Origin of the sequence: Isoptericola sp. 178 (assembly GCF_030586525.1) — a bacterium.
In the GTDB taxonomy this organism is placed as follows: domain Bacteria; phylum Actinomycetota; class Actinomycetes; order Actinomycetales; family Cellulomonadaceae; genus Isoptericola; species Isoptericola sediminis.
In genome coordinates, this window is record NZ_JAUQYN010000004.1 from 149,182 (window position 1) to 164,890 (window position 15,709).

12 protein-coding genes are annotated in these 15,709 nt (G+C 73.3%); 3 read left to right on the forward strand and 9 right to left on the reverse strand.

Annotated elements, in window-relative coordinates; genetic code table 11:
* Window positions 1-158: 158 nt before the first annotated feature.
* Entirely contained in the window at window positions 159-590 is a 432-nt protein-coding gene (tadA, locus tag Q6349_RS13880; RefSeq protein ID WP_304604626.1) for a tRNA adenosine(34) deaminase TadA, read from the reverse strand.
* Window positions 591-876: 286 nt separating this feature from the next.
* On the opposite strand from tadA, the gene Q6349_RS13885 reads away from it, so the two are divergent.
* Both Q6349_RS13885 and upp read left to right on the forward strand, forming a co-directional pair.
* Window positions 877-2,457 (forward strand): LPXTG cell wall anchor domain-containing protein, encoded by a 1,581-nt coding sequence (locus Q6349_RS13885; protein ID WP_304604587.1) that lies wholly within the window; start codon window positions 877-879, stop codon window positions 2,455-2,457.
* A 98-nt stretch (window positions 2,458-2,555) separates the two neighbouring features.
* The gene (upp, locus tag Q6349_RS13890) at window positions 2,556-3,191 is read left to right on the forward strand and encodes a uracil phosphoribosyltransferase (RefSeq protein WP_171245974.1); all 636 of its coding nucleotides are present in this window, start codon (window positions 2,556-2,558) and stop codon (window positions 3,189-3,191) included.
* Between the two features lie 33 nt (window positions 3,192-3,224).
* Here upp and Q6349_RS13895 read toward each other — a convergent pair whose 3' ends face one another.
* Entirely contained in the window at window positions 3,225-7,229 is a 4,005-nt protein-coding gene (locus Q6349_RS13895; RefSeq protein ID WP_304604588.1) for a sigma-70 family RNA polymerase sigma factor, read from the reverse strand.
* Between the two features lie 179 nt (window positions 7,230-7,408).
* Here Q6349_RS13895 and Q6349_RS13900 point away from each other — a divergent pair, with 179 nt between their 5' ends.
* A complete protein-coding gene (locus Q6349_RS13900) occupies window positions 7,409-8,170 on the forward strand; it encodes a hypothetical protein (protein WP_304604589.1) in 762 nt (253 codons plus the stop codon).
* Between the two features lie 72 nt (window positions 8,171-8,242).
* On the opposite strand, the gene Q6349_RS13905 is transcribed toward Q6349_RS13900, so the two are convergent.
* From Q6349_RS13905 to Q6349_RS13935, 7 genes are all read right to left on the reverse strand, one after another.
* Window positions 8,243-8,551, reverse strand: coding sequence for a DUF1540 domain-containing protein (locus Q6349_RS13905; RefSeq protein ID WP_304604590.1), 309 nt, complete (start codon window positions 8,549-8,551; stop codon window positions 8,243-8,245).
* A gap of 171 nt (window positions 8,552-8,722) precedes the next feature.
* Window positions 8,723-9,181, reverse strand: a complete 459-nt coding sequence (locus tag Q6349_RS13910) for a heat shock protein transcriptional repressor HspR (protein WP_171248365.1) — start codon at window positions 9,179-9,181, stop codon at window positions 8,723-8,725.
* A 38-nt stretch (window positions 9,182-9,219) separates the two neighbouring features.
* Window positions 9,220-10,227 (reverse strand): DnaJ C-terminal domain-containing protein, encoded by a 1,008-nt coding sequence (locus Q6349_RS13915; RefSeq protein ID WP_304604591.1) that lies wholly within the window; start codon window positions 10,225-10,227, stop codon window positions 9,220-9,222.
* 120 nt (window positions 10,228-10,347) lie between these two features.
* Window positions 10,348-11,004, reverse strand: a complete 657-nt coding sequence (grpE, locus tag Q6349_RS13920; RefSeq protein ID WP_304604592.1) for a nucleotide exchange factor GrpE — start codon at window positions 11,002-11,004, stop codon at window positions 10,348-10,350.
* On the reverse strand, window positions 11,001-12,890 hold the full coding sequence (gene dnaK, locus Q6349_RS13925) for a molecular chaperone DnaK (RefSeq protein WP_304604593.1): 1,890 nt from the start codon (window positions 12,888-12,890) through the stop codon (window positions 11,001-11,003). Before dnaK ends, grpE begins: the two co-directional genes overlap by 4 nt.
* A gap of 169 nt (window positions 12,891-13,059) precedes the next feature.
* Window positions 13,060-14,220: an MFS transporter gene (locus tag Q6349_RS13930; RefSeq protein ID WP_304604594.1), complete on the reverse strand. Its 1,161-nt coding sequence runs from the start codon at window positions 14,218-14,220 to the stop codon at window positions 13,060-13,062.
* Between the two features lie 101 nt (window positions 14,221-14,321).
* A complete protein-coding gene (locus Q6349_RS13935) occupies window positions 14,322-15,560 on the reverse strand; it encodes a septum formation family protein (RefSeq protein WP_304604595.1) in 1,239 nt (412 codons plus the stop codon).
* Between the last annotated feature and the right edge of the window lie 149 nt (window positions 15,561-15,709).

Genomic DNA, 15,709 nt, shown 5'->3' on the forward strand with positions numbered 1-15,709 from the left:
AGGCAGGCGCGTGCCGGCGCGGAATGCGGTGGACCCACGTCCTCATGGTCGGGCTGTCCCGACCCCACGGCTCGCCGTCCACACCGCTGTGGGCATGAAATCTGCAGCCTCGAGAGCTCCAGAGCTGCAGATTTCATACCCACAGCGATCGGGCGCGGTCAGCGGCGCGCCTCGAAGAACTCCCGCAGCACGGCACCGCACTCCTCGGCACGGACGCCCGCGATCACCTCGACCTCGTGCAGGGACCGCTGGTCGCGCACCATGTCCCACACCGAGCCGGTCGCCCCCGCCTTGGGGTCCCACGCGCCGAGGACGAGGCGCTGCACCCGGGCCGCCACCAGCGCCCCGGCGCACATCACGCACGGTTCGAGCGTCACCACCAGCGTGCAGCCGGTCAGCCGCCACTCCCCCCAGCTCGCCGCGGCCTGGCGCAGCGCCAGCACCTCGGCGTGCGCCGTGGGGTCCCCGGTCTGCTCGCGGCGGTTGTGCCCGAGGCCGAGCAGCCGCCCGTCCGGGGAGACGACGACGGCACCGACGGGCACGTCGTCCGTCGCCAGGGCGTGGGTCGCCTCGTGCAGGGCCAGGCCCATCAGGTGGTCCCACACGACGCGACGCTCGCTCAGCGTGCGCGGCGGGAAGGCATCGTCGGCCCACGGCAGGGCCAGGCCACGCTCGTCCACGGCTGCTCCTCGTCGTCGTCCCCCGACCAGCGTAGAGGCGGCCCGCCGCACCGGTGGCAGCGGGTGAAAACCCTCAGAGGATTGTCATCTTTGTTCCTTTTCGGCCGGTCCGGTGATGGGATGAGCATCGTTCCCCCACCACATCGGGCGCGCCACCGCGCGCGCTCGACCTCCTGCCGAAGGGACCACCATCATCGTGAGACGACTGCTGGCGAGCATCGCGACCTCGACGCTGGCTCTCGGGAGCCTGCTCGTCGCCGCGGCACCGGCCTCCGCCCACACCCCCGACGTCACCGCCACGTGCGACGGCCTCGACGTCGAGCTGCGGTACTACGACGGGGCCCGCGTGACCGTCACCGTGGACGACGAGATCCTGGACGACGCCGGGTTCACCTCCCGGTACGCCGCGTCCTTCGACCACGACGGCTCCGTCGCGCACACCTGGCACGTCGCCGTGGATGCGCTCGACGACGACCAGTGGGACCGGGAGTGGTCGGGGCAGACGACGCCCTGTGCCGCCGAGGCCGCCCCCGAGGAGCGTCTCGTCACCGGCCTGTACCTCTACGAGAAGGTGCACCCGGACCAGCCGGCCGCATGGCACAACTCCGGCCCGCAGGAGCTGCTCGTCCAGCGCGACGGGCACAGCTTCTGGGACGAGGAGGACTTCCCCGTCGAGAACCTCCCCGCCGACGTCTGCGGCACGGGCTGGGGCGTCCAGCAGGACGTCGCCGACGTCAGCGACGGCTTCGAGATCCCGACGCGGATCGTCTGGCCGGACGGCGGGTTCGCCGGGCACCTCGTCGACTGGCGGCACGACGACCTCGACGACCTCGTGACGGTGCCCCCGTGCGACGTCGCGGAACCGGTGACACTGCCGGAGCCGGCACCCGTCGAGGCGTGCGACACCGAGGGCCGCGTGGAGCTTCCCGAGTCCGAGCTGGCCGAGTACTCGGTCACCTGGGCCGACGACCATTCGCAGGCCACCGTCACCGCGACCCCCGGTGCGGACGTGCTGCTCGCCGACGGGGCCGCGACGTCGTGGACCTTCGAGTTCTCCCGGACAGGGTGCGACGACGACGGACCCGTCGTCGTGGTGCCCGAGCCCCCGACGCCCGTCGACCTCTGCGGCACGGCCGGCGACGAGCTCGTCGCCCCCCGCGACGGCGTCGAGGTCACCTACACCACGACGGACGAGGGCGTGGTCGCCGAGGCCGCCGAGGGCAGCACGTTCGGCGAGCTGCCGGAGGGGTACACCGCGGTCGGCGCCACCACGGCCCTGTACCCCCGGGACCTGGTGACCTTCACCGACGCGACCTGCGCTCCCGAACCCCGCGACGTCACCGCCGTCTGCGAGGCGGGTGAAGCCGTCCTGGTCTACGACGTCGCCCTGCCCGAGGGCGCGCAGCCGGAGGACGCGAGGCCCCTGACCGTGACGTTCCTGGCGCAGGACGGGTCCGCCGTCGAGCTCACCGACCAGCCCCTCGCGGGTCGGCTCGCGTGGCCCGGCCAGGCTCCGGGCGACGCCCTGCGCGTGAGCTTCGGGGCTGGTCCCGGCGAGCCCGCCGTCGTCGACGTCACACCCCCGTCCGAGGGGTGCGGGACCCCGGCGGGCGGCGGCGACGAGGCGGACGGACCGGTGCCCGTGGCGGACGGCACACCGGACGCCGAGCTGCCCCGCACCGGGGCTGCGGTCGGCATCGCCATCACCGTCGCCGCGCTGCTGGTCGCGGCCGGTGCGAGCCTGTTCCTGGTGCGACGCCGGCTCCGGCAGGGCTGACCGGCACCGCACGCGGGACCCGGCGGGCCCGGCCGGCACGACCGGCCGGGCCCGCCGCCGTGCGGTCCGCGCCCGGGCGCGACCGGTACCGTGTGACCATGCGCCTGCACATCGCCGACCACCCGCTCGTCGCCCACAAGCTGTCCGTGCTGCGTGACGAGTCGACACCGTCGCCGATCTTCCGGCTGCTGGTCGACGAGCTCGTGACGCTGCTCGCCTACGAGGCGACCCGGCACGTCAGGACGGAGCAGAAGGAGATCCGCACGCCGGTCACGACGACCACCGGTGTCCGGATGAGTCACCCGAGCCCGATCGTCATCCCGATCCTGCGGGCCGGCCTCGGCATGCTCGACGGCCTGACGCGACTGCTGCCGACGGCGGAGGTCGGGTTCCTCGGGCTCCAGCGCGACGAGTCGACGTTCGAGGCGGTCACCTACGCCAACCGTCTGCCCGACGACCTGACCGACCGGCAGGTCTTCCTCCTGGACCCGATGCTCGCGACCGGCGGCACGCTCGTGGCAGCGATCGACTACGCCCTCGAGCGGGGCGCGCGCGACGTGACGGCCGTGTGCCTGCTGGCCGCGCCGGAGGGCCTGGAGGTCGTCAAGGAGGCGATCGGCGAGCGCGCCGACGTCCAGATCGTCACCGCCGCGGTCGACGAGCGGCTCAACGAGCACAAGTTCATCGTGCCCGGCCTGGGTGACGCGGGAGACCGCCTCTACGGCGTCGTCTGAGCACCGGGGTCGGCCGGCCGCCCGCCGGCCGGCTCAGCGTTCCTCGCAGTCGCCGACCTGCTCCCAGCGGGACCAGCCGCCGGCCCAGGTCTCGGTCCGCTCGGACCGGTCGAACCTGCCGTCGGTCCCGCCCGGCGCCCGTCCGTTGCGCTCGGACCGCCCCACCTGCCCCGGGGGGTCCCCCTCGTCGCCGCTCACGCCGCGGTAGCGGTAGTCGACGCCGTTCCACGACCGCACCTCACCGGTGGCGTAGCGCTGGCCCCAGCCGATCGGCTCGGCGCACCAGCCGGCCTCGGCCCCCGTGAACGCCGCGACGTCGAGCGTCGTGGACCACGTCTCGGTGGAGACCGTCCAGCGTCCCCCCTGTCGGCCGTCGACCCGCTGGACCTCCGTGGTCCGCGTCGCGCGTGCCGGCACCGTCACCTCGGTGTCGCCCCCGGGACCCTCGACGCGGAAGTCGACCTCCACGGTCGAGCCGGTGTTGTCCAGGACGACCCCGACCTCGCGCCACGAGGTCGTCCCGTCGCCGGAGGACTCCGTCTCGAGGGACCCCTCGTCGAGGAACGCGGAGGGGGCGATCACCACGCAGCGGGTGCCTCCGTGCTCGACCGTCCGGCGGACCGTGGTCGAGGTGCCCTCCACGCTCCGGGTCAGGCTGACCGTCACCTCCCCGGCGGCGAGGCGCGCGCCGTCGGCGTCGACGACGAACCGGACGGCACCGTCGGCCGCCAGGTCGCGGGCCGCGACCTCGTCGCCGTCGCGCAGCAGCGTCGCGCGCCAGTCGTGGCCGTCCCGCTCACGGACGTCGACCACCAGCCGCGCGTCACCGTCCTCGCACCGGGCGGCGGCCGTGACGTCGACGTCCGGCGAAGCGGGTGCGGTCGCGCACCCGGCGAACCCGACGTCGACGGTCACCAGGCTCCGTCCGTCGGCGCTGACCACGGCCTCGTCGGTCCCCCACGGGACCTCGACCTCGAACCTCGCGGACTCCCCGCCCCCGAGGCGCAGCTGCTCGAACCGGTCGCCGAGCTCGACCCGGAACACCACCGGCAGCGTCGAGGCCGAGTTGTCCAGCGGCACGGTGAAGGTGCCCGTCGACACCTCCGCGGCCGGGTCGAACCGGCAGGCACCCGCGGGGACGACCTTGCCCACGGCGGGGGCGATCGCCGCCGCCGGGTACGTCGCCGTCGGCGCGGTGGCCGGCACGACCCCGACGACCGGCTCGTCCCCGTCGACGTCGAGCACCCAGCGGTACAGGTCGAAGGTCACGCGGCCGGCGTCCGTCGCGGTGCTGCCGGTCGGGACCGTGAAGGTGCTGCTCTCGCCGGCACCGAGCCGCACCCGGTCGGCCTCCCGACCGAGTGCCGACATCCCCGCCTGCATCGGCTCGTCACCGCGGTTGACGATGGTGCCCCGGACGCTCACCCGCCCCTCGACGTTGACGGCCTCGGCGGTGGTCTCGACCTCCCACCGGGGGTCGTAGCACTCGGCCGCGCCGTGGGCGCCCGAGGCCACGACGCGGCTGTACGTCTCCCCGGCGACAACGGTCGACACCGTCCAGGTCGCCCTGCCCGCCGGTACCCGCAGCCCGTCGGGCACGGTCAGCGTGGCCCGCGCCCCCGGGACCAGCACCGGGCGCTCCGTCGCGGTCGACCCGGCGGCGGCGAGCGCGACCGTCACCGTCCAGCCGGTGGTGTTGGTGTAGGTGCCGGAGACCACGGCGTCGGCCACGCCGACGCCGCCGGTGGCACGGCAGGAGGCCTGCACCCCACCGACCCCGGCGAGCACCCCGGCCCAGCCCTCCGGCACGCCCACCGAGGACGCGGCGGCGATCGTCGGACCGTCGTCGGCGGCGACGGGCTCCACGTCGACGGTATACGCACCGGCCTCGGTGCTGCCGTCGACGACGACGCTCACGGCCGCGTCCACGGCCTCCCCCGGCTGCAGCACGGCACCCGAGCAGAACCAGACCCCGGCGCCGCCGGCCGAGGGCTCGCAGTCCAGCCCGCCGGTGACGGAGTGCGGCACCAGCCCGGCCGGCACCCGGAGGCGGACGGCCCACCCGTCGCCGGTGGGCTGGTCGCCGGTGTTGCGCACCGAGAACGGGACCGTGCCCAGACCCGGGTTGGCGGCGAGCTCGGCGTCGGCGGCCCGCGTCGTCAGCTCGGGGCCGAACGAGCCCACGCGGGTCGGCGGCAGAGCCAGCCGGCGGACCTCCAGGCCCTCCGCCCAGACCTCCGCCATCACGTCGTAGGACCCGCCGTCCCGCACGACGACGGGCACCCGCACCGTGGTCTGCTCGTCGGCGTCGATCGTGCCGAGCCGGCACAGCACCCGCTGCGGCTCCGCGGTCGCGGTGCACGGCAGGGTCTCGACCGTCAGCGGACGCGGCACGGTGCCGCCGGCACCCTGGATGGCCGAGGACGGAGCGTGCTGCATGCCCGCCGGCAACGTGAGCCGCACGTGGGCGTCCACGGCCGGGAGCCCTCCGGGGTTGGAGACCTGGACGGTGAGGTAGTCGGTCGCGCGGGGCCGGAGCTCGGCGTCGGCGTCGGGCACATGGACGCTGACCGCGGCCGGCACCGGGATGCCGGGGTCGTCCGCGAGCCACGGCAGGTTCGCCGGGTCGGTGGGGTCCTCCTGCGGGTCCGGGCCGGGAGACGGGTCGGCCCGCCCCTCGGCGTCCGCCGACGGCCACGGGGACGCCTCGACCGCCACCGGGGCGCCGTCCGGGACCTCCTGCGCGGCGTCGGCGTCGCTGATCACCCCGAGCACGGAGACGACCCCGACCGTGGCCGCGGCCACGGCGCCGGTCGAGGCGACGACAGCCGCCCCGGACACTCCCGCGGCGCCGGCGGCACCAGCCCCTGCCGTGGCACCGGCGGCTGCCGCCGCTCCGCCGACGGCCGATCCGCCGGCGGCCGCCCCGGTGGCCGTGCCCGCGGTGGCCGCACCGGCCGCTCCGGCGCCGGCCCCCGCGGCACCGGTACCGGCTGCTCCGGCGCCGGCTGCTCCGGCGCCGGCCGCTCCGGCCCCGCCGGCGGCCGCGGCCCCACCCGCACCGGCGGCCGTGGAGGTCCCGGCGACGGTCGAGGCCCCGGCGGCCGTGGCGCCCGCGCTCCCGGCCGTCGCCCCGGTCCCCACGGTCCCGGCCGTCGCCCCTGCACCCGCGGCACCGGCTCCCACGCCGGCACCCGCCGCCGCGCCCGCGCCGATCGTCGCGGTGCCCAGCGGGAGCGCACCGAGGATCGCGGTCCCGGCGAGGCCGACGACGAGGGGCGCGACGACGGCGCGCATGCCGTGGGCGACGTCGCCGAGCTCGAGCACGAGGGTCCGGCAGTCCTGGCACACCTCGAGATGACGGTCGACCTTGGCGACCTCACGGCGGGCGAGCCCGCCGCGCACGTAACCACCGAGCAGGGGGTTCACCGCCCGGCAGGAGTCGGCGGGGTCGCCGCAGAGGTGCTGCTGCAGGTAGCCGACCCGCAGCCCCTCCCGGGCGCGGTAGGCCAGGGCCGAGACCCCGTTCGGCGTCAGCCCGAGGATGGGCGCCACCTGGGCGGGTGAGAGCTCCTCGACCTCCGTGTACCAGAGCACGGCCTGCCAGCGCTCGGGGAGGCCGTCGTAGGCACGGGCGACCACGGAGCTCTCGAACCCGGCCAGCGCGGGGTCCTCGGGGGACGAGGAGGGACCCATCGCGTCCTCGAAGGTCCCGTCGTCGTCGGTGGGCCGGGTGCGGCGCGCGCCGTGGGCGAGGTCGGCGGCGAGACGGCGCACGACGGTGAACAGGTACGCGCGGAAGTGGGTGTCCGGTCCGTTGCCCTGCTGCAGCACGCCGAGGACCCGCTGGAAGGCGTCGGAGACCACGTCGTCGGCGTCGCCGTCGCACCGCACGTACTGGCGCGCCAGGACCCGGGCGGCGCCGCTGTGCCGTGCGTAGAGGGCGCCGTAGGCCTCGAGGCTGCCTCCGCGCACCTCAAGGATCAGCTCGCCGTCGCTGGGAGCTGATCCGTCCGATCCCACGTAGACGTCGGTCACACTCGTCCGCTTCTCGCCCGGTTGTCGGCCTCTGCACCCGCGTCGACACGGGACGCTCACACTCTATCCGTACCCCGTGCACGTCGCCGCCCGGCCGAGCGGGCTGATCCGGGCCGGTTTCACCCGCACACGTCGCGGGTTTCTGCGTCATAGTGGGGGGCCATGAGAGTCACATCAGCATGAGCCTGCCGCCCGGCGACACCGTCGCCGTCGCCACGCGCGAACGCTGGCGCACCACGAGCCTGACGGAGGTCTGGCTGCGCCCGGGCGACTGGTACCACCCGGCCGTGGACGCGGTCGTCGAGGCCATCATCGAGGGCCGCTCGCCCGAGGCCCCCGCGCACCGGCTGGGCAACGCCCGCAGCGCCGCCGGCATCTCCCTGGACGAGACGCTGGAGGACGTCGCCTGCCTGTTCCGGACGGTGGGCTCCCCGGTCGACGTCGACGCGGTCCGCGGATCGGCCCTGGGCTGGGCGCTGGGACGGGAGCGCCGGCCCGCCCTGAGCGGTGTCCGTGATCCCGCGACCGGCCTGCCGACGGGGGACTACCTGGGCGAGCGGCTGCGCGAGACCTACGGACGGGCGGAACGTGACGGCGTCGAGGCGTCCGAGTCCCACTGCCTGGTCGTGGTGGACGTGGCCGTCGAGGCGCTGGACCCCTGGCAACGCATGGCACGCGCCGCGTCGGTGGGGCGGACCCTGGACCAGGTGTTCGGCGGCGGGCACCCGATGGCGTCCCTCAGCGACGGCGTCTTCGCCGTCCTGTGCGAGCGGTCGGCGGACATCCCGCGCCTGTCCCAGGGCGTGCGTCGCATCATCGAGCGGAACGCCCAGATCCTCGGGGTCTCCGAGACGATGCGTCGGCCGGTCCGGGTGTGGATGGAGCGGCTGCCCCGTGACCACGAGGCGGCGCTCGACCTGCTCGAGCACCTGCGGCGCTGACGGCCCGCACCGCGACACGAGGGCCCCGGACGGATCTCCCGTCCGGGGCTCTGGTCGTGCTGCGCGGCGTGCTCAGGCCTCGGTGAAGGTGAGGCAGTCGGCGTGGTGGTCGTCCTGCGGACCGGACCCGACGCGGATCGCCGAGGCGCCGCACTCGAGGTCCTTGTTGTGGACGCAGTCGATGCGCTGGCAGGCGCCGACGTGCGCGACGACCTTGTCGAGCCCGCCCTTGGTGCCGAGCGGGATGAACGTGGCGCAGGCGGCGTCACCGGGGACCCCGGCGATCGTGACGGCACCCGCGTGGCAGTCGTGGTCGTGGTTGTAGCTGCAGCCCTCCACCGAACACTCGGTGACCTCGGGCATCTCCATCAGCGTGGTCATGGCCGCTCCTCGGGTCGCTGGATCATCGCCGAACCATTTCGATGATAGGCGCGTCTCGACATTCCTGCCGAGAAACCAAAGGCGACCTCGAAAGATCAGGGGAGGCTTACCGAGCGATTCGTGAATTGCGAAAGGACGGCATTTCCAAATTCCGCGGTCGGCGCCGTCGCCTCACCCGCGGTCGCGCGAGGGACGCCACAGGACCAGTGCACCGCCCCGCTCCCGCCGCGGGTCGATGTCGAGCCGCAGCTCCGAGCGTCGCACGCGGCGGCCCAGCGGCACCGCGACGACGTCACCACCCGTGCCGGCGGCGAAGACGCGACCCTCCGCCTCGTCCCGCGCGGCGATGAGCCCCGCCAGCTCGGAGAGCCGTCGCTCGAGCTGGCCGACCTGGTGCTCGAGGTCGAGGATGCGCTTGATCCCGGCGAGGTTGATGCCCTCCTCCTGGGCGAGGCGCTGCACCTCGAGCAACCGGGCGACGTCGCGCCGGGAGTAGCGGCGCCCGCGCCCGCGGGCGCGCCGGGGCACGACCAGACCGAGCCGGTCGTACTGGCGCAGCGTCTGCGGGTGCATGCCGGACAGCTGCGCGGCCTGCGAGACCGTCAGCACCGGTGCGTCGTCGGTGACCATCTCGACCTCCCTCGCGCCCTGAGGTTACCGGTGCGTGCCTACTGGGCGGCCTGGGCGCCGAGCTCCGCGCGCACGTCGCCGGTGTCCACCTGTGCCGCGAACTCCTCCAGCGCCTGCTTCGCCGACCTGCTGAGCTTCTGCGGCACGACGACCTGGATCGTCACCAGCAGGTCGCCGGTGCGCTTCGCCGTCGCCACGCCACGACCCTTGACCCGCAGCACGCGGCCCGACGGCGTGCCCGCGGCGACCTTGAGACGCACCGTCTCGCCCGACAGCGTGGGCACCTCGACGGTCGTGCCGAGCGCCGCCTCGGCGAAGGTCACCGGCAGCGTCATGCGCAGGTTCGCGCCGTCCATCGCGTACACGGGGTGGGACTCGACGTGCACCTTGATGAGCAGGTCCCCGTCCGGGCCACCGTTCATGCCGGGCCGGCCCTTGCCGCGCAGCCGGATCTTCTGGCCGTCGTGGACCCCGGCGGGGATCCGCGCGGTCATCTTCCGGCCGTCGACGGTCAGCTCGACCGTCGTGCCCTCGACCGCCGCGCGGAAGGGCAGCGTGGCCCGCGTCTCGACGTCGGCGCCCTTCTGGCGCTGGGGCCCGCCGAACCCGGCCGGGCGTCCGCCCGCGCCCCCGCCGAACATCGATCCGAGGATGTCCTCGAAGCCGCCGCCGGTCTGCTGGTACTGGACCCGGGGGCCTCCGGGGCCGCCCGCCCGGCCGGCACCGCCGCCGAACATGGAGCTGAAGATGTCCTCGAACCCGGCCTGGCCGCCACCCGCACCGGGCGCTCCGGCGAACCGGGCGCCGCCGCCGGCCATGGAGCGCAGCGCGTCGTACTGCTTCCGCTGCTCGGGGTCGGAGAGCACCGCGTAGGCCTCGCCGATCTCCTTGAACCGCGCCTCGGCGGCGGCGTCACCCGGGTTCTGGTCCGGGTGGTACTGGCGCGCCAGCTTGCGGTACGCCTTCTTCAGGGCCGCCTCGTCGGCGTCCTTGGGAACGCCGAGCGCGGCGTAGAAGTCCTTCTCGATCCAGTCCTGGCCGGTCACGACGTTCCTTTCTGCTGCACGTGCACGAGCCGCGGCCGCTGTTCGGCAGTTCGTGCCTCGTTCGGCAGCTCAGGCTGCCGAACGAGGCACGAACTGCCGAACGAAGCCGGCGTCGTGCGGCTACTCCGGTCCGACGACGCCCACGCGGGCGGCGCGGACCACCTTGTCACCGATGCGGTAACCGGGCTCGACCACCAGGTTCACCGTGGTGGCGGTCGCCTCGGCGTCCGTGTTGTGCATGAGCGCCTCGTGCACGGTCGGGTCGAACTCCTCGCCCACGGCACCGAACCGCTCGATGCCGAACTTGCCGAGCGAGGCGTCGAGCTTCTCCGCGATCGCCGCCATCGGGCCGGACAGCTCGCCGTGCGACTTGGCCCGCTCGATGTCGTCGAGCACGGGCAGCAGCGCCGCGAGCACGTCCTGCGTGCCCTGGGTCCGCGCGGCCTCCTGGTCACGCAGCGCCCGGTTGCGGTAGTTGGTGAAGCTCGCGCGCTCCCGCTGGAGCGCGTCGAGGTTCTCGGCCGCCTGGGCCTTGGCCTGCAGCAGCTCGGAGTCCTCGGCGGCCTCGCCGACCGGCTCGAAGTCGAGCGCCTCCAGGGGGTCGCCCTCGCCGGACGACGCCGCGGCCTCGTCGGTCTCGGGGGCGCCCTCGGGCGTCTCGCGCTTCTCGCCGGTGGTGGGGTCGACCTTGCGCTTGTCCGTGAAGTGGAAGGGGGAGTCCCCCGAGCCGCCGTTCTCCGGCGGCTCGGGGGTGCCCTGCGTCTCGTCGGACGTCACTGGGAGTCCTTCTTCTCGTCCTCGTCGTCCACGATCTCGGCGTCGACGACGTCCTCGTCGGAGCTCTCGGACTCCGACGACGGCGCGTCGCCCGCCGTGGTGCCGGCGGTGCCGGCGTCCGCACCCGCGGCCTGCTCGGCCGAGTAGAGCGCCTCGCCGATCTTCTGCGAGGAGGCACCGAGCTTCTCGTAGGCGGACTTGATCGCCTCGGCGTCCTCGCCCTCCAGGGCGGTCTTCACCGCGGCGATGTCGCCCTCGACCTCGGAGACGACGTCGGCGGGAAGCTTGTCACGGTTGTCCGCGATCTGCTTCTCCATCGAGTAGGCGAAGGACTCCGCCTGGTTGCGGGTCTCGGCCTCCTCGCGACGCTTCTTGTCCTCCTCGGCGTGCTCCTCGGCGTCCTTGACCATGCGGTCGATGTCCTCCTGCGGCAGCGCGGAGCCACCGGTGATCTTCATCGACTGCTCGGTCCCGGTGCCGCGGTCCTTGGCGGACACGTGCACGATGCCGTTGGCGTCGATGTCGAAGGTGACCTCGATCTGCGGGACGCCGCGCGGGGCCGGGGCGATGCCGGTGAGCTCGAAGGTGCCCAGCGGCTTGTTGTCCCGGGTGAACTCGCGCTCGCCCTGGAAGACCTGGATCGCCACGGAGGGCTGGTTGTCCTCGGCGGTGGAGAAGATCTCGCTGCGCTTGGTCGGGATGGCCGTGTTGCGCTCGATGAGCTTGGTCATCACGCCGCCCTTGGTCTCGATACCGAGGGAGAGCGGGGTGACGTCGATGAGCAGCACGTCCTTGCGCTCACCGCCGATGACACCGGCCTGCAGCGCGGCGCCGACGGCGACGACCTCGTCCGGGTTGACACCCTTGTTCGGGTCCTTGCCGCCGGTCAGGTCGCGCACGACGTCGGCGACGGCCGGCATCCGGGTCGAACCGCCGACCATCACGACGTGGTCGATCTCCGAGACGGAGATGCCGGCGTCGCGGATGACGGCGTGGAACGGCTCCTTGGTGCGGTCGACCAGGTCCTGCGTCATCTGCTGGAACTGCGCGCGGGTCAGCTTCTCGTCCAGGTGGACGGGGCCGTTCTCGCTCATCGACAGGTACTGCATCGAGATGTTGGTGCTCGTCGCGGAGGAGAGCTCCTTCTTGGCCTGCTCGGCCGCCTCGCGCAGGCGCTGCAGGGCGATCTTGTCCTTGGACAGGTCGACGCCCTCGGTGTTCTTCACCTGCTTGATGAGGTGCTCGACGATGCGCTGGTCCCAGTCGTCGCCGCCGAGGCGGTTGTCACCGGAGGTGGCGCGGACCTGGATGGTGGAGAAGTCGTCGTCGTCCTTGCCGACCTCGAGCAGGGAGACGTCGAAGGTGCCGCCACCGAGGTCGAAGACCAGGATGAGCTCGTCCTGCTTGGACTTGTCGAGGCCGTAGGCCAGCGCGGCGGCGGTCGGCTCGTTGACGATGCGCTGGACGTTCAGGCCGGCGATCTGACCGGCGTCCTTGGTGGCCTGACGCTCGGCGTCGTTGAAGTACGCCGGGACGGTGACGACCGCGTCGGTGACGGGCTCGCCCAGGTACTCCTCGGCGTCGCGCTTCAGCTTGCCCAGGATGCGGGCGCTGATCTCCTGCGCGGTGTACTTCTTGTCGTCGATCTCGGTGGACCAGTCGGTGCCCATGTGGCGCTTGACCGAGGAGATGGTCCGGTCGACGTTGGTGACGGCCTGGCGCTTGGCGACCTCGCCGACGAGGACCTCGCCGGTCTTGGAGAACGCGACGACCGACGGGGTCGTGCGGGCGCCCTCGGCGTTGGCGATGACGGTGGGCTCGCCACCCTCCAGGACGGCGACCACCGAGTTGGTGGTGCCGAGGTCGATTCCGACAGCTCGGGACATGTTGGCACTCCTTGTTCGTGCGGGGGTTGAGTCGTCTGCACTCAACGTAAGACGCCGCCCGGCGGCTGTCCAGTCGAGAGGGACGAAGTTGAGTCTGCCTCACTCAACCTTGCACGGAGCGGCGATATTCCCACAGGTCGGAGGACATGTTCGCCGACGGTGAAGCGCCTCACATCGACGCAGTCCGCCTGGTCGCCGGGACGGCGCAGGCCATGCCCACCACCGTGACGGCGGCGGCCACCAGGAACTGCACGGCCATGTCCGTCGACCCCGCGAGAAGTCCCAGCGCCGCGGGGCCGATGATCGAACCGACCGCCAACGCGAGGAGCGTCGCACTGAAGCCGGCGGAGGGTCGCTCGGGAAAGACGTGCCCGCTCCACACCGCGAGCAGCGCCGACATCATCATGAAGCCCGGCCCGTAGAGCGCACCGGAGGCCACGACCCCCGACCAGGTGCCCGGGAACAGCCCGAGCAGCCCGATGGCACCGGCCAGCAGAGCCAGTGCGAGCAACAGGATCCGCCGCAGGCCGAACCGCCTCACCAGGTCGCCCGTGACGAGGCCGACCACCCCGACGACGCCGACGCACGCCCACAGCACCGACCGCGTGGACTCGGGCAGGCCCCGGTCCAGGGCCAGATCGGCGGCGTACGTCCAGTAGAACGCGCTCGACACCCCGAACAGGAGCGCCACCGCGAGGAGCGGCCACGAGTCACCGTTGACGAACCACCGCCAGCCCGGCCCACCGGCCCGACGTCGGGTGGCCGTCCGCCGGTAGGGCTGGGTGGGCAGCAGCCGCGCGTTCCACAGCATGCTTCCGAGGGCGAGGGCCGCGAAGACGATCCACGCGAGACGCCAGGACCCACCGGCGACCAGCGCGACAGGTCCCGCCACGGCCAGCCCGACGGCGGTTCCGGTGCTCACGACGGACAGGACCCGGTCCCGGCTCCGCGGACGGACCAGCTGGGAGACGGCGTCCGACAGGGGCGCCCACGCCCACCCCGGACTGGTGCTGGCGAGCAGTGCACCCGTCGCCATCACACCGGCGTGCGGGGCCAGGGCGATGAGCGTCATCCCGACGGTCGCGCACGCCCCGGCCAGGACCACGGGCAGCCGCGGGCCGAAGCGGGCGGCGAGCACGCCGCCCGCCAGCAGTGCCAGCAGGTAGCTCGCGTAGCTACCACCCGAGACGAGTCCGAGCGTCTCGGTCGACAGGCCGAACTCGTCCTCGAACACCGGGACGAACAGTCCGTAGCCGTAACGGGCGAACCCGAAGGAGACCCCGATGATCGACATCCCGGCCAGTCCGACGTGCCACGGTCCGACAGTCATGCGTGCCTCCCGGCCGCGAGCCGGTCTCTCGCACGCGGCCCGGTTCCAGCCCACCAGCCGTGGCTGCTCCTGACAAGGGGAACAGGTCGCGCACAGACCTGTCATCCGTCCGTCGGGGTATCGACCACAGCCACGGTGTCATCCGCCAGCGACCCCGTGACCGGGACCGGGGCCCATTCCTGAGAACCCTCGGCCGACCCGGCGTAGCCCGACGTCACGTAGGCGAGACAGGCCAACGCCCGGTCGTCGAACTGGTACCAGGCGGCGGCGGTGGGGTACACCGCGACGACGTCCACGCGATACCCGCCCTCGACCGACAGGTCCTGCTGGCGGCACGACGCGGTGGCGCGCCTGGCCAGCTCCGACTCACCGGGGTACTCGACGGGATCCCGGGGAGCGTCGTCCAGCACCAGCACGGGCCAGGCCCCCGTCTCGACCACCTCACCCGTGTGCGGTTCGTCGCAGTCGAGCACACCCACCTGCCCCAAAGCTGCCTCCGGGGCCTCGGGCTCGGTCAGGTCGAGGCAGTCTCCGGCCCGGAGCGCACCCCGGTCCTTGGTCTCCACGGTGTCGCCGAACACCGCTCCCCCGCCGAAGGCGACCGCCAGCGCGACGACGGCGGGCCAGACCCACCACGGGGTCCGGCGGCGCGGGACCGGCTCCTCGGCCGCACCGGACGGACCTGCTCCCGTCGATGCACCCCCGTTCGACGAGGTGTGCGCCGGCGCGGGGCCGTGCTGCTTCTTGTCGACGTCGTGCTCGACGATGCTCAGCAGGAACCGCAGCACGCCGAAGATCACGAACGCCCGCACGATCACCAGCGCGAGGCCCACGTCGAACTCGTAACCCGTGACGGGCTGCTCCCACCCGAGCGTGGCCGGCACGTCGAGCGGGAAGGCGTCCCAGGTCATCCAGAAGACGAGCTCCCCCGCCCGGGCGAAGGACGTTCCCGACCCCACGAGCGCCGCGACGCCGTAGACCATCCACAAGATGAACCAGAGGGCGGACAGCGCGGCCATCGATCCGGGGCGCACGCCGTGGTGCCCCGTCGCGCGGTTGACGAAGAAGAGCACGACCGCCGTGGCCGCACTGCCGAACGCCACCACCGAGACCCACGGATCTACCGGGACGACGTGGGTCGCTCGGAGCAGGAGGACCAGAACGACCGCCGTGACGGCCCAGGCCAGCCCGTGCATCGGGAGCCAGCGGCGGTCGCACAGATCGACGAAGCCGCCGTGCAGCTCGCGTGCTCGCGACCTGACCTGCGGCACCGCGTGAACGGTGACCGCGTCGCGCACGAGCGACAGCGGGCTCCTCGGCGAGCCCTCGACCTCGGACATGATCCGCTCCGACGCGATCGACGGACGGCCCGGCGGGCCGTCGAGCACCATCTACCGGAGGAGAGCGACACCGCACCGACGCTGATACGGGACGGACGTGCACCGTTCGTTCACGAGTCGTCTGCTCCCCCGGTACGGCCGACCCCCTA

Coding starts and splice junctions, on each gene's coding strand:
- tadA (WP_304604626.1), bottom strand. CDS start 590: ATGGGCCTGGCCCTGCACGAGGCGACCCACGCCCTGGCGACGGACGAC.
- upp (WP_171245974.1), top strand. CDS start 2,556: ATGCGCCTGCACATCGCCGACCACCCGCTCGTCGCCCACAAGCTGTCC.
- Q6349_RS13900 (WP_304604589.1), top strand. CDS start 7,409: ATGAGCCTGCCGCCCGGCGACACCGTCGCCGTCGCCACGCGCGAACGC.
- Q6349_RS13905 (WP_304604590.1), bottom strand. CDS start 8,551: ATGACCACGCTGATGGAGATGCCCGAGGTCACCGAGTGTTCGGTGGAG.
- Q6349_RS13910 (WP_171248365.1), bottom strand. CDS start 9,181: ATGGTCACCGACGACGCACCGGTGCTGACGGTCTCGCAGGCCGCGCAG.
- dnaK (WP_304604593.1), bottom strand. CDS start 12,890: ATGTCCCGAGCTGTCGGAATCGACCTCGGCACCACCAACTCGGTGGTC.
- Q6349_RS13930 (WP_304604594.1), bottom strand. CDS start 14,220: ATGACTGTCGGACCGTGGCACGTCGGACTGGCCGGGATGTCGATCATC.
- Q6349_RS13935 (WP_304604595.1), bottom strand. CDS start 15,560: ATGTCCGAGGTCGAGGGCTCGCCGAGGAGCCCGCTGTCGCTCGTGCGC.